Source organism: Leptolyngbya sp. NK1-12 (assembly GCF_032598965.1).
In the GTDB taxonomy this organism is placed as follows: Bacteria; Cyanobacteriota; Cyanobacteriia; order Elainellales; family Elainellaceae; genus Elainella.
Window position 1 is genome coordinate 2603338 of record NZ_CP053586.1, and the last position, 14182, is coordinate 2617519.

10 protein-coding genes are annotated in these 14182 nt (G+C 48.8%); 6 read left to right on the plus strand and 4 right to left on the minus strand.

What is annotated here, in order from left to right; translation table 11 throughout:
• Positions 1–285: 285 nt before the first annotated feature.
• Positions 286–2127, minus strand: coding sequence for a malto-oligosyltrehalose trehalohydrolase (gene treZ, locus HJG54_RS10945; protein WP_316434938.1), 1842 nt, complete (start codon positions 2125–2127; stop codon positions 286–288).
• A gap of 304 nt (positions 2128–2431) precedes the next feature.
• Between treZ and HJG54_RS10950 the strand changes: the two genes are divergently transcribed.
• Both HJG54_RS10950 and HJG54_RS10955 read left to right on the plus strand, forming a co-directional pair.
• On the plus strand, positions 2432–2947 hold the full coding sequence (locus HJG54_RS10950; protein ID WP_316434939.1) for an ATP-binding protein: 516 nt from the start codon (positions 2432–2434) through the stop codon (positions 2945–2947).
• Positions 2944–3978, plus strand: coding sequence for a ParA family protein (locus HJG54_RS10955; RefSeq protein ID WP_316434940.1), 1035 nt, complete (start codon positions 2944–2946; stop codon positions 3976–3978). Before HJG54_RS10950 ends, HJG54_RS10955 begins: the two co-directional genes overlap by 4 nt.
• A gap of 56 nt (positions 3979–4034) precedes the next feature.
• On the opposite strand, the gene HJG54_RS10960 is transcribed toward HJG54_RS10955, so the two are convergent.
• Positions 4035–4661, minus strand: coding sequence for a DUF4058 family protein (locus tag HJG54_RS10960; RefSeq protein ID WP_316434941.1), 627 nt, complete (start codon positions 4659–4661; stop codon positions 4035–4037).
• 83 nt (positions 4662–4744) lie between these two features.
• On the minus strand, positions 4745–6871 hold the full coding sequence (gene glgX, locus HJG54_RS10965; protein ID WP_316434942.1) for a glycogen debranching protein GlgX: 2127 nt from the start codon (positions 6869–6871) through the stop codon (positions 4745–4747).
• A gap of 222 nt (positions 6872–7093) precedes the next feature.
• On the opposite strand from glgX, the gene HJG54_RS10970 reads away from it, so the two are divergent.
• From HJG54_RS10970 to HJG54_RS10985, 4 genes are all read left to right on the plus strand, one after another.
• Positions 7094–9466 carry a M48 family metalloprotease gene (locus tag HJG54_RS10970; RefSeq protein WP_316434943.1) on the plus strand — a complete coding sequence of 791 codons (2373 nt, stop codon included), beginning with the start codon at positions 7094–7096 and terminating at the stop codon, positions 9464–9466.
• 18 nt (positions 9467–9484) lie between these two features.
• Positions 9485–10690: an anion transporter gene (locus HJG54_RS10975; protein ID WP_316434944.1), complete on the plus strand. Its 1206-nt coding sequence runs from the start codon at positions 9485–9487 to the stop codon at positions 10688–10690.
• A gap of 88 nt (positions 10691–10778) precedes the next feature.
• Positions 10779–11843, plus strand: a complete 1065-nt coding sequence (locus HJG54_RS10980; protein ID WP_316434946.1) for a ParA family protein — start codon at positions 10779–10781, stop codon at positions 11841–11843.
• Complete coding sequence (locus HJG54_RS10985) at positions 11827–12576, plus strand: HEPN domain-containing protein (RefSeq protein WP_316434947.1); 750 nt, start codon at positions 11827–11829, stop codon at positions 12574–12576. The genes HJG54_RS10980 and HJG54_RS10985 overlap by 17 nt, the downstream gene beginning before the upstream one ends.
• Before the next feature lie 76 nt (positions 12577–12652).
• Here the strand turns inward: HJG54_RS10985 and HJG54_RS10990 are convergent, their stop codons facing one another.
• Positions 12653–13711 carry an adenosine deaminase gene (locus HJG54_RS10990; RefSeq protein ID WP_316434948.1) on the minus strand — a complete coding sequence of 353 codons (1059 nt, stop codon included), beginning with the start codon at positions 13709–13711 and terminating at the stop codon, positions 12653–12655.
• Positions 13712–14182 lie beyond the last annotated feature (471 nt).

The following is a 14182-nucleotide window of genomic DNA, read 5'->3' on the forward strand; positions in this document are numbered from 1 at the left end:
GACTTAACTTTTCAGGGATGAATTTCTTTCGGCTTACAAAGCTTACACTGAGCGGCAGCGCAAGCCATTTGATCGCCACCAGTGTGCGATGCTATTAACCGCTGTTGATATTGATCAATATTGATGTCCACTATTGATAAAAGTGAAATCTCTCAGCGACAACAGATTAGGAGCTAGCGTATAAGGAAGCATAGCGGGAAATCAACCCGTTGTCGTGGGGGAGGCTTCAGTGGCAAAGGTGAGTTTAATTACCATCTCCAAAGCAGCCTCCCAGCTTACCAGGTGCTACACACTACCATAGATGACAACGCTTTCTGGACCAAGGATGAGCTGCTGTTCGGCAATCGTTTGATCGCGTTCAGTGGGAATCAGATCAGGCAAATCAGCCCCTGCACCACCCCATTGTGGATCAGCAGAACTCAGCAGTTTTTTCCAGGTTCCAGGCGGTAGGGCCATCTTAATCGAACTGGGTTGGGTATTAAAGTTCAGCAAGCACAAAACCTGGCTGTCGTGATGGCAGCGCCGCAGCTTCAGCACTTTCTCATCGGCCAGCACGGATACATCCAAGCTTTGCCGATCGGCATGATTCAGGGCTGGTACTTCCCGCCGCAACCGCAGCAGCGTTTGATAAAACAGCCACAGCTTTTGATGCTGACCTTCATGCCGCAGGTCCCAGTGCAGTTTAGAGCGCTGAAACGTTTCTTCTGATTGAGGATCGGGCGCTTCTCCTTCGGCATGGAATGCCGCAAACTCTTCTTTTCGACCTTTGCGCACGGCTGCTACTAAATCGGGATCGCCGTGGCTGACAAAATATTGAAATGGAGCAGTTTCACCGTATTCCTCTCCCATAAAAATTAGCGGAATTGACGGAGAGATTAGGTAAACTGCTGCAGCTAGCTTCTGGGCCTCAAAGGAGACCAGGTGACACAACCGATCACCCAGCATGCGATTACCAACTTGGTCATGATTCTGGCTAAACACGACAAACTGATTGGGTGAACAGTCGCAGGGATCAGAGCCGTGATATTTCTGGCGATTTTTAGAGAAATTCCACGTGTATACAAAGTTATGCGTGTAGGCTTTAGCCATGTGATCTAAATCGCCAAAGTCTAGGTAATATCCGTTACGCTCTCCGGTTAACAAAGCATGCAGGGCATGGTGAAATTCATCGTTCCATTGAGCATCGAGACCAAAGCCACCCTTTTCTCGTGAACGCACCCAGCGTACATCATTCAGATCGCACTCGGCAGTCAGGTAGAATTTGCGTCCCTGCTGCTGCGAAAACTCCTCGGTCGCTTCCGCCAACTCCTGCAAAAAGTGTTTGGCACCATGATCCAAAATGTGATCGGTGGCGTCTAGGCGAAGGGCGTCAATGTGATATTCACGGAACCAATAGAGTGCATTTTGAATAAAGAAATTCCGCACGGCATGACTGTAGGAATCATCAAAATTGATCGCGCAGCCCCAAGGCGTTTTGTATTTGTTCGTGAAGTAGGGGCCGTAGCAGCCGATGTAGTTGCCTTCTGGGCCAAAATGGTTGTAAACCGCATCGAGAAAAACAGCCATTCCCTGCTGGTGACAGGCATTGACGAGCTGTTTCAAACCATTGACGCCGCCGTAGGAATACTGCACGCCATACAGGTAGGTACCGTCGTAGCCCCAGTTGCGCTCGCCCGGAAACTGGGCAATCGGCATTAGCTCAATTGCGTTGACGCCTAATTCTAATAACTCTGGAATTCGGGGAATAATCGCCTCAAACGTTCCTTCTGGCGTGAATGTACCGACATGCAGCTCGTATATCACCATTTTCTCTAATGGAATATTTTTCCATTGCTGGTCCATCCAGGTGAAGCTGCTGTGGTCTACAATCTGCGAAGGGCCATGGACCCCCTGCGGTTGGCAGTGGGAGGCGGGATCGGGGCGATCGGTTTCGCCATCGAGCTGATAGAAATACAGCGCACCGGGTTCAGCTTCTGCCTGTCCGTGCCAATAGCCCTGCTCGTCCTGCTGGAGCGGAATCAGCTTGTCTTCGGGAGCCACAAGATGAACTGCAACCTGCTTGAGCTGGGGTGCCCAAACTGTAAACGCGCACTGACGATTGCCGAGGTAGCGAGAACCGATTTGCATAGGTTTACCTACAATAAGCTGCTATTAGAATTAATTTAACTTTTATTACACTATTGCGGGTGTTATTACATCTCTCTACAGAACTATACCGGCTCAAAATAGCTGTTTCAGCCGTATTCGCTGGGTTTTAGTAGATCGTCGAAGTTAGTCAGTGATGCGACGGACTTGAATTCAGCCAGCACCTTCTGAAATAAGTACTGTAAATTGTTATTTTTCCTGCTTCCAGGAGCAGTTTGTTGAATCGTTTATCGCAATTCCATCCTTATGATTATGATCAGTTAAGGGAAACCTTAGGGATTGATACATGGACGATCAAGAGTTGGCAGCACTTCTAGGTGATCTTGAATCTGATAGAGTTGAGCGTAAATCGTCAATTTCAGACGGGAAAAAAATACGTTATATAGACGAAGTTTTGCAAGCAAATATCTCAACAGCCTCTGATATTACAGCCCAGCCCATTGAGATCAAGCAGCCTGATTACCCTATTGTCGCGTTACAACAATTTGTGCGGAATGCTGTCATGCACCGTTCCTATGAAGAAACTAATGCTCCAGTCCGAGTCTATTGGTTTGATAATCGAATTGAGATTCAGAGTCCAGGTGGCTTATTTGGACAAGTAAATCGCCAAAATTTTGGTCAAGGTGTTACCGATTACCGAAATCCTCATTTGGCGGAAGCCATGAAGAACTTAGGTTATGTCCAGCGCTTTGGTATTGGCATTCCAATTGCCCAAAAAGAGCTCAGGAAAAATGGAAATCCACCAGCAGAATTCATTGTTGAAGATTCTTACATCTCAGTGATTCTTAGGAAGAAACTATGACTCCACCAATCATTGCCTTTTTCAATAACAAGGGAGGAGTTGGAAAAACCTCACTTGTTTATCATTTGGCTTGGATGTACTTTGATTTGGGATTACAAGTTGTTGCCGCGGATTTAGATCCTCAAGCTAATTTGACAGCGGCTTTCTTAGATGAAGATCGATTGGAAGAAATTTGGGTAGATAGCAACATCGATAGCTACAATACTGTCTTTCGCTGTGTTAAACCCTTATTAAGCGGTATAGGTGATATTGCAACGCCGAACCTAGAAAAAATAGAAGATGGATTAAGCCTTTTAATTGGAGATTTGCAACTCTCTGGATTTGAGGATGAATTGTCTTCCCAATGGCCTGATTGTCTTGATCGCAAAGAACGAGCATTTAGGGTAATTTCAGCTTTTTGGCGAGTTTTAAGTCAAGCTGCAGCAAATAGTAATGCTGATGTTGTTCTAGTTGACTTAGGCCCTAACTTAGGAGCAATTAATCGAGCGGCGCTTATTGCTTCAGACTACATTGTAGTACCCCTTTCGCCAGATCTCTTCTCGTTACAAGGCTTAAAGAATCTTGGTCCAACCATAAGGCGTTGGAGGGAAGAGTGGCAAGAGCGCATCCCCAAAAATCCAGCTTTAAACCTTGCCTTACCAAGGGGGAAAATGCAGCCTATTGGTTATGTTATTCTTCAACATGGTGTTCGATTTGATCGCCCTGTAAAAGCATTTCAAAAATGGATTGAACGAATACCTCATATTTATAATACTGAAGTTCTTCAAAAGCCAGATGAAACCGTATTAGGTCTATCAATTGATCCAAATCGTTTAGCGTTACTTAAGCACTATCAAAGCTTGATGCTAATGGCTCAGGAGTCTCACAAGCCAATTTTTCACCTTAAACCCGCTGATGGAGCAATTGGCTCTCATATGTACGCGGTACGAGATGTGTACATAGATTTTAAGAATCTAGCACAGAAGATTGCTGCGCGAACTGAATTACCGTTGCCTAGTTTGCAATCATCTTTACAATTAGAACTGAACTAAAACAGTTCAACTGTATTTCAATAAATTCTCATAAATAAATCACCGCAAAACGGTTTCTACATCTGCTCTAGTCCAAGGTAGAGGCGGATCGCTGCGATAATCAATGAAAGATTAAACGGGTAGAGATCGGCGATGGGGCGTGCTTCGGCTCGACTAACCAGAATCCGGTAGTGGCTTGGGTAAGGATTGTCTAGCGGTAACGCTTCGCCTTGACGCAATAGATCAATCTCGACTAAATGGGTGGAACTGTCCAGGATTTGCTGCCGCTTAGCCTCATATTTTCTGCGGCCATCCCCGCGTTTATTTGCCGGAGACAGCACTTCAATGACCGTAATTACAGCCTGCGTTGCTGCATCTTTCACCTCGATGTAAGCCTGCTCAACCTCCTGCAATAACGGCACCCGCACTTTTATCGGCTGTACAGTGGACGAAACAGAAGCTACGGCAGTTGGAGCCATAGAAATTGAGCTGCGACTCTGCTGAACGCTGACATCAGGCTTACCGATTGCAATGGGGGCGGAATCAGTAATTTTATCAATCCATTTATCAGTGACAACACGATATTTCGGCACGAGTTGGGGAACCAGTGCTCTCGCTAATCCGGTCACAAGTTGATTATGAAAATCAGACCAATAATCTGGTTGTTCCAGATAAGGATTCATTGCCGGAAGCGGGTTTGGCATGATTCCAAAGCATCAGTTCCATGCGTCGATCTAGTTTTATCCTACCGCTCGGCTAGCTGAACTGGCGTAGGCAGAATTGTTGCCTATTCGAGCTGCTGCAAAACGACCACAGAGCGAGCCTCGACTGTAATTGGTTTGTCTTGAGTGTAGTGCTCGCCTTGTCCAATGAAGTAGGATTCGCAGGTGTCGATTACCACTATCCAATCCCAAGCTTGTAGCCCTTTGGGAATGAAGAAATCGATGGCTTCGTAATGGGCATTGAAGAACAGCAAAAAGCTATCGTCCACAATCCGCTCGCCGCGTGCGCCAGGAGTGGCAATTTCCTTACCATTCAAAAAAATGCCAACCGCTTTAGCAAAGTCAATGTCCCATTGGCGGTCGGTCATTTCCCCACCATCTGGGTTAAACCAAACAATGTCATTGACACCCGAACCGTGGATCGCTCGGCCCTGAAACCACTTGCGCCGACGGAATACCGGATGCTTGCGCCGAAAGTCAATCAACTGGCGCGTGAAATCGAGCAAGGCGGTATTTTCGGCCTGAAGCTGCCAGTTGAGCCAGGAGATTTCGTTGTCTTGGCAGTAGGCATTGTTGTTGCCCTGTTGGGAACGCCCCACTTCATCGCCGCTGAGCAGCATTGGCACACCCTGAGACAGCATCAACGTAACCAGAAAATTGCGCTGTTGCCGCTGGCGTAGCTGCAAAATCTCTGGATCGTCTGTTTCACCTTCTACGCCACAATTCCAGGAGCGGTTATGGCTTTCTCCATCTTGATTGTCTTCGCCGTTCGCTTCATTGTGTTTTTCGTTGTAGCTAACCAGATCGGCTAATGTAAATCCGTCATGGGCAGTAATGAAATTAATGCTGGCGCTGGGATTGCGGCCATTGCTTTGGTAGAGATCGGAACTACCGGTAAACCGATAGGCAAAATCAGCCAAACTGCGATCTTCTCCTCGCCAGAAGTCGCGTACCGTATCGCGGTATTTGCCGTTCCACTCGGACCACAGCAGCGGAAATTCGCCCACCTGATAGCCGCCTTCGCCCACATCCCAGGGTTCGGCAATCAGTTTCACATCAGCCAGCACCGGATCTTGATGAATGATGTCAAAAAAGGCCGCCAAGCGATCTACCGCATACAGCTCGCGAGCCAGCGCCGAGGCCAGATCAAACCGGAAGCCGTCTACATGCATTTCGAGCACCCAGTAGCGCAGGCTGTCCATGATTAACTTCAGCACTTGCGGATGGCGCACATTCAGCGAGTTGCCGCAGCCGGTGAAGTCCATGTAGTAGCGCGGTTGGTCTTCGACCAGGCGATAATAGGCGGCGTTGTCGATGCCGCGCAGCGATAGGGTCGGCCCTAGGTGATTGCCCTCGCCCGTATGGTTGTAAACCACGTCTAGAATCACCTCAATCCCGGCTTTGTGCAGATCTTTCACCATTTGCTTGAATTCAATCACCTGCTCGCCTAGGGTGCCGCTGGCGCTGTAGCCGGAATAGGGCGCTAGATAGCAAAGCGAATCGTAGCCCCAGTAGTTGCGCAGTCCCCGATCAACCAAATGGCCTGGGTAGGCGAGAAAATGGTGCACGGGCATGAGTTCCACCGCTGTGACGCCCAAGGACTGGAGGTGAGCAATCGCGGCTGGATGGGCCAGTCCGGCGTAGGTGCCGCGCAGATGGGGTGGAATATCGGGATGAAGTTGGGTAAAACCCTTCACATGCGTTTCGTAAATAATCGTTTCGTGGCGCGGGGTTTGCAGCAGGGTGTCGTCTTCCCAGTCAAACCAATCATCAATCACAATCGCTTTGGGCACCAGTTCGGCATCATCCTGATCCGAGAACGACAGATCCTGATCGGGGTGGTCCCACCAGTAGCCAAAGATTTCTGCCCCAAATTTGATATCGCCTTCTACCGCTTTGGCATAGGGGTCGAGCAGCAGCTTGTGGGGATTAAACCGATGGCCAGCATGCGGCTCAAACGGGCCGTGCACTCGAAATCCGTAGCGTTGCCCTGGGCCAATCGAGGGCACATAGCCGTGCCAGACAAAGTTACTCACCTCGGTTAAAGGGAGCCGCGTTTCCTGCCCTGCTTGATCGAACAAGCAAAGTTCTACGGCAGTAGCATGTTCTGAGAACAAGGCGAAATTTGTACCCTTGCCATCCCAGGCGGCTCCTAGGGGATAGGGTTTGCCGGGCCAGATTGATAGGTACATAGCTGGGTTAGTACGAGTTTACTCACAACATTCCCGTGTTCCCATTGAGCCAAGGAGTTTGGCAATTAGGCAATCCCCCTGGACTATAGATCGCAAAACTGCTTTTCTATATAGCCTCTGTGGGTTGAGGGGGAGGGGGGGATAGTTCGCTAGAGAGGTGAGGTATGCTCATAGCCAATAATCAAGCCAAAATTTAGCCCATAACGACTGATGGCAGGCGATATGACCCATTTTCCTGATTCTTCCGGTGAGTTTGCCGACCCCAATCCCTCCCAGCATCCATCTGAGCCACAGCTTCAAACGGCTCTATCCACCGGCCTAGCTGCTTTGAAACAACAGGACTATGCTATAGCCATTGCCTGTTTAGAATCCTGCCAAACCAGCCTCGATGCCACTACCCGCCTCAAGGCTCAAATGGGGCTAATCAAAGCCTATGTCCAGTGCCATCGCATCGATGCTGCCATTGCTCTCTGTCAACCGCTCTGTCAGCATCCGCATCCGCAAGTCCAGGCATGGGCCAACCAAACCCGCAGCGAATTAACCAACCGTTCTAGACCAGCTTCAAGAACCGACTTAAAGCCAGATTCATCCATCCACTCATCCCCACTTCCATCTCCTCCATCTTCTGAAGCCCCAATCTCTGACCCCACCGGCTTCACGCCCCTGGCTCCTGACTCCTCTGCTCCGGCTCCCCCATCTCCCTCGTTCGGCGAGGCTCACGAGCCGCCATCTCCCCTCGTTCGGCGAGGCTCACGAGCCGCATCCCCCCCATCCCCAGCCCCACTCACGCCCCGCTCATCTTCCTCGCCCTGGACCAATGCCGGTCGCGCTCAGAAATGGAATTCCTTGGGTAAAGTCGATGCTTCCGGTCTGTGGGCACTGGAGGCTGGTTCGCTGGTGCTGCTGTTTTGGCTGGTTAGAACGCTGTTGGAATGGGTGGTTAGCCTTTGGAATGGGGCTTGGATCCGCTTAAACTGGTTCACCGGCTTACCGCGTTTGACCTTGCCCACTGACCTGACCCTGCTGGTCCTGATTGGGTTGGGGCTTGTGATTGTAAGTTCTCCCTGGTTGTACGAGCGCCTGTTGCGCCACCATCACGGGTTGCAATCCTTCAGCCTGACCGACCTGGAACGTCATAGCCCTGAAGCCAGCCGGTTGATCAAACGCTGGGGTAACCAATATCGGCGGCCTGTTCCTAACTTGGCTCTGCTGCCAGTTACGGTCCCGCTTCTATTCACCTATGGCTACCTGCCCCGCAATGCAAGCATTGTTGTCAGTCAGGGATTGCTGAATCTGCCAGAGGATGAAGTGGCGACCCTATTGGCCGCAGAGCTGGCTCACCTGTGCTACTGGGATTTCGGCGTGTTGTCGGTGCTGGTGCTGGTGGCTCAGGCCCCTTATCAGGTGTATTGGCGAGTTGCCGCTTGGGGGGATCGCCAGCGGGATCGGGTTTTAAAGACGGTGGCCGTGATCCTTTCGGCACTCGGCTATGGCCTATTTCGGCTGTTGCGTGGAACTGGGCTGTGGCTGTCGCGGGTGCGGCTCTACTACAGCGATCGACTCGCCACTGACCTAACGGGGAACCCCAATGGCCTGACTCGTGCCTTGCTCAAATCGGCGATTGGGATTGCGGACGACATCCAGCAGCAACGGCAGACCAGCGCTCTGTTAGAAAGCTTCGACCTGTTGATGCCAGTGGGCTATCGCACCGCCTTGGCTCCTGGCAGCCTGTACAACACCGATCAGGCCCCCGAGGCTAATCATTTCAATTGGGACCGGTTCAACCCCTATCGCCGCTGGTTGATTTTGAATAACTCCCATCCCACCCTGGGCGAGCGGATCCAGTTGCTGATGCAGTATGCCAACCGCTGGCGGATTCAGCCAGAGATTGTGGGATGGCAAGGCAGCCGAAGCGCCCAGTCTAATGTTCGGTTCAGTTTGCAACGATTGCTGCTGCAAGGCGCTCCGTGGTTTGGCATTTTGTTCGGTCTAACAGTGGGGCTGCTGCTTTGGGCTGTAGGTTGGCTGACGCGGCAGTGGCGCTGGGTAGACTTGACCTGGTTAGCCGATGACGGGTCGATTTTGCTCGCCTGTGGTCTACTCGGTTTCAGTATTGGATTGTTTCTGCGCATCAACGCCTTTTTCCCAGATATCAAGCCAGCGAACCTGCGAATGGAACCATCTTTAGCCAGCCTTCTGTCGGAACCCAACTCCTTGCCGCTAGATAGTGTGCCGGTGCAGTTGACAGGTCAGTTGCTCGGACGACGCGGTTTTCCTAACTGGCTGTACCAAGATTTGATGCTGCAAACGCCCACGGGAACGATTCGTCTGCACTACACCTCTAGCTTGGGCTGGATTGGCAATCTCTTGCCCAAGGCGCTGCGTCCACCAACCTGGATTGAACGAACAGTGACGGTCAAAGGTTGGTTTCGGCGGGGAGCCACACCCTGGATCGATGTGGAAATGATGCAAGCCGATGGTTCTGGCCGTGGAGCAGTATATGGCAGAACCTTGCGTAGCTATCACCCGATTTGGTCTACAGTGCTAGCTGGGGGTGGGGTGTTGCTGGCGGTGTATCTCATTCTCGGAGGCTAGGGTCATTTACCCGACTGTATGACTTTTTTGTTGTCTCTGCTGCAATACTTGGTGCTGGCAGTCAGCTATCTTGGGCTGGCGTTGGGTTACCTGCCGGGACTGCGGATGAATCGGGCTACGATTGCGCTGGTAGGTTCGGCTTTGTTGGTGGGGTTGGGGTTGCTGACGCTAGAAGAAGCATGGCAAGCGATTGACGCGACGACGATCGTGTTTTTGCTCAGCATGATGGTGGTAAATGCTAACCTGGCCTATTCTGGCTTTTTTGAGTTGGCACTAGTGTTGTTACTACGATTATCGCGTAGTCCCTTTGGCATTCTGGTAGTGTTGACCTTTGGCAGTGGTTTGCTTTCTACCTTTTTTCTGAATGACACAATTGCAATTGTATTCACACCCTTGACTCTAACGTTAGCTCAAACGTTGGGTGTAAATCCGATTCCCTATTTGCTAGCCCTAGCCGCTGCGACTAACATAGGTTCTACAGCCACTGTTAACGGTAATCCTCAAAATATTTTGATTGGTTCGTTCTCGAATATCTCCTATCTCAGCTTTACTCAAGCGTTGGCTCCTGTGGCTCTGCTTGGTTTGGTTATACAGATTGTATTGTTGTGGTTGCTGTATCCAGAGGTTCGTTCCCTTAAACCCCGCGATAGCTGTCCTCTAATTCGTCCTCGAATCTATAAACCTTTATTTATTAAATCGATTCTAATTACTGTTGTGCTGTTAATTGCTTTTGTGATTGGTGTACCGTTGGCAGAAGCCGCATTTGTGGCGGCAGCATTGTTGCTGATAACTCGCAGAATTAAACCGCAGCGCATTTTGCGCCGAGTTGAATGGGATTTGTTAGTGATGTTTTCGGGTTTATTTATCTTGACTCGCTGCACTCAGGAGTTGAATCTATTGCAATGGTTTAGCGGTTGGACTAACTCTTCCTTTGGTCTAGTTACGGTGACGACCGTTTTGTCTAATCTGATCTCGAATGTGCCGGCAGTGTTGTTACTAAAGCCGTTGATCCAACCCGATGACACCCAATCCTGGTTGCTGCTGGCAATGAGTTCAACCTTGGCAGGCAATCTCACTCTGTTTGGTGCGGTGGCAAATCTGATCATGGCAGAAGCCGCAGCAGCACTAGGATACCGCCTTTCGTTTGCTGATCATCTCCGCTTCGGTTTACCTTTGACGCTGCTTACAATTGCAATTGGCTATGGTTGGATTGTTAACTTTTAGATCTACAGTGGGGTATTTCTTTGATAGAGCGTGTGAGACTTCAAGTTATACTAGGATCTAAAATTGGGTACTAAAAAACAGCAATACAATGGTTCAAAAAATAGCCCTTTTCAATCACAAAGGTGGAGTCAGTAAAACTACTACTACATTTAACCTTGGTTGGATGCTTGCATCGAAAGGGAAAAGAGTGATTCTAGTGGATACTGATCCCCAGTGTAACCTAACTGGTATGGCTTTGGGAGAAGAAACAGAGAATGACGAAGCCAGAATAGCAGCGATCTACAATACTCATTCAAATATTAAATCAGGTCTAGCCCCAGCTTTTGAATCCCAACCGAGGGCTATTGAGGCAGTGGACTGTATTCCTCTGGAAGGCCAAGACAGACTATTTTTACTGCCTGGTCATGTTGGGTTTGCAGAATATGAAGTCACTCTGGGCATTGCCCAAGAGCTAAGTGGTTCAATTCAGGCTCTCAAAAACTTACCAGGCTCTATTACAGATTTATTAAATAAAACTGCCAAAAAGTTTGATGCGGACTACATTTTAATTGATATGAGTCCTAGTTTAGGAGCAATTAACCAGAATATATTGATGACTAGTGATTTTTTTATCGTTCCTACCACTGCTGATTTCTTTTCGGTGATGGCAATTGATTCCTTGGCTAAAGTTCTTCCTAAATGGCATGCGTGGGCAAAGACAGCTAGTTCACTTCAGATTCTGAAAGACGCTGCCTATCCATTCCCTGACATCACTGTCCGTTTTTTGGGAATCATCGTTCAAAATTATCGAATTATTCGCGGTAAAGAGACGGCTGCTTTTGAGAACTGGATTCAGAAAATTCAGGAAGATGTCTCTAATAAGCTTGTTCCAGTCCTAGCCCAAAACAATATGATGCTACCTGAGCAAATCTATGCTGAACACGGTATTGGTAGCAGTTATTGTCTAACGAAAATTTCAAATTTCAATAGCCTGATTGCCCTCTCGCAAAAGCATCAAACTCCCATTTATGCGCTTACCGCTCAGCAATTAGGGCAAACAGGAGTAGTACTTCAAACTAACCAGAAAAAGCAAGCTGAGTTTCAACAAACCTTTTCAAACTTAGCAGATAAGATTATCGGGTTAACGTCTGCCACTTATGCTGTCAGCGCTTGATCAATTCCGAATCAGCATTGCTCGTGTTCGAGATCTAGTTTCTATTCACAACTCTGTCAAAGCCCAGTCTACTTCTGCCTTAGATCTGTCAGACATTTTGCGAGCTGCTCTAGTTTTGGCTGTGAGTGCGTTGGATTACTATATCCATGAAGTCGTAACGCTAGGAATGCTAGAGATCTATAGAGGACAACGCTCTGAGCCTAATCCTCCGCCAAATAATTCTCAATCCGCATTCTCTCGTTTTCAAGTTTCATTGGGAGGTGCAAGACAAGACAGATTGATAGCAATGAATATTGCTACTTGGCTAGAAAATGAAATTCAACAAAGTCAAGGCTTCTCGTTCTTGCAGCAATCTTACACGGTCTCGGCTTTGCTCCCGGTTATAGAAAGCGGTGTTTTGAGCAGACTTAACAATACATTGTGGTTGGAAGATGAGATTCGAGAACGCCTTGGGTATCAAAGCTTTCAACAACCCGATAAAATAGCTGATGCCATTAGGTTGATTTCAGACAAAAAACTGTGGGATGTAGTCGCTACGAAATTAGGTAGACCTGCGAAAGATGTGAAGCAACAACTCAGTGCCATAGTTGACCGTAGAAACAAAATTGCCCATGAAGCTGATATAGATCCTACGTTTAGTATCGGCAGTCGTTGGTACATTGATGAAGTTTTAGTCAGCGATGCAGTTAACTTTATCGAGCAGGTTGTTGAAAGCATTCACGAGATTCTCTAATTAGCCGCTCAATTCGGGAAGAAGAGAGTAAAAAGAGTCGGAGCATAATCCACCCTTTTACTCCCCGTCCCCTCAATTAGCGAACTACATTCAGCTCCAAACGCTCTGGCTGTTCTGGTTGCCCTGCTCGCAAAATGTTGCTCAGAATCGACTCTGGCCGCTGCTGGTGCTTCCAGGCAAAGGCATGACGGAAGGCAGCCTCCTGACAAGCCTGTAGCTCTCGGAACCCAATAATATCGTGAGTTAGCAGCGTCTCATACTCAAACGGTAAGCGGACATTGTGCAAGCCGGCGTTGTCGGTACAGATGGCGATGTCTACTCCAGCTTCAAAACAGCGATCGAACACCACTTTAAGCTGATGCAAATTTTGCAGCGTGCCGGTTTTGAGATAGGTCGTCGGGCAAACTTCCAAACATTGGCCCTGCTTTGCCACCTGCGCCAACAGTTCGGGGTGCTTTAGCGGAATTTGAATGCCGTGACCGATGCGCATCAAATAGGGCAGCAGTTCGGGATGGCAGCCATCCGGTGTTTCATACAAATGGCCGGTAGTGTTGATACCGAGCGAGCGAGCATAGCTGTACAGTTCGATGTATTCATCCATCCGCACACCATAGTGATTGTCGCCTCCAGCCAGATCAATGCCGCAGACATACTGGGGCATTTGGGCCGCCAAATCGACAATGGCCCGATTTACCTCGTAAGGTAAGCGCGTATGCATACAGAGAATTTGGCTGGTCACAATTGGGTATTCTCCCACCTGACTGGCCTTACCCACCACTTCCACAATGCTCTGCATCAGCTCAATCCGCTCGGACTGGCTCAGATGTTCTGGGGTGCGCAGATAAGGCGTATAGCGCAATTCCAAATAGGCCAAATTCTCGAATACATACGCGCCCCGCATCAGCCGGAAAATAAAATAGGGCAGCGTTTCGGTCGTCTGCACTTTTTCGACGAGCGTATGCAGTTCCAGATACTCATCCAGCGTGTTGCGCGGACGGGTATAGAATTCTTCAAATGCCTCGTAGTCGGCAAAGCGTTGAACTAGATCAGATTCACTGCGTTGAAAATAGCGCCAAAGAACCCTGGGTACGACAGAACCCCCCAGGTGGCGGTGCAATTCAGCGTATAATGCCACGGGAACCTCTTTTGTTTCAGATATGGGTAACAGTTACAAGTAAGTGCCCATCCGATTTCTCATCCGATTTTTCTGGCTGCAAGCCAGTAAACTGATTAGAGTTTTTGAACTTCAAACCCCCTACGGAAGGTTCAGACGGGCTGTAAGTACAGGCAGTACAAGTAGAGCAGGAGTTACTCTCGATCGGCCAAGAATCAGCTCAAACCTCAACTCAGCTCTGATTTGATTGAGAGACTTCTCCTTTTGCAGGGTTACAAGAGTTACAACAGGTAGCTCATCCTGAAGTGACGACAGGACAAGCACTAGAGACAGGGCACCATCCGTAAGAAGGATGGCAGAATGAATAAAAGGGATTAAATTTATTTAATGTAACAATAGATAATGAAAATTGCCAGTGTTGCAAAAGACAAAGCTCAGCCATTGACCTCAACAATTGGTATCTCACTGTTAGCTGAGCGGCTAACTGAACGG

Coding starts and splice junctions, on each gene's coding strand:
- HJG54_RS10975 (WP_316434944.1), top strand. CDS start 9,485: ATGACTTTTTTGTTGTCTCTGCTGCAATACTTGGTGCTGGCAGTCAGC.
- HJG54_RS10950 (WP_316434939.1), top strand. CDS start 2,432: ATGGACGATCAAGAGTTGGCAGCACTTCTAGGTGATCTTGAATCTGAT.
- HJG54_RS10970 (WP_316434943.1), top strand. CDS start 7,094: ATGACCCATTTTCCTGATTCTTCCGGTGAGTTTGCCGACCCCAATCCC.
- HJG54_RS10985 (WP_316434947.1), top strand. CDS start 11,827: ATGCTGTCAGCGCTTGATCAATTCCGAATCAGCATTGCTCGTGTTCGA.
- HJG54_RS10980 (WP_316434946.1), top strand. CDS start 10,779: ATGGTTCAAAAAATAGCCCTTTTCAATCACAAAGGTGGAGTCAGTAAA.
- HJG54_RS10960 (WP_316434941.1), bottom strand. CDS start 4,661: ATGCCAAACCCGCTTCCGGCAATGAATCCTTATCTGGAACAACCAGAT.
- glgX (WP_316434942.1), bottom strand. CDS start 6,871: ATGTACCTATCAATCTGGCCCGGCAAACCCTATCCCCTAGGAGCCGCC.
- HJG54_RS10955 (WP_316434940.1), top strand. CDS start 2,944: ATGACTCCACCAATCATTGCCTTTTTCAATAACAAGGGAGGAGTTGGA.
- treZ (WP_316434938.1), bottom strand. CDS start 2,127: ATGCAAATCGGTTCTCGCTACCTCGGCAATCGTCAGTGCGCGTTTACA.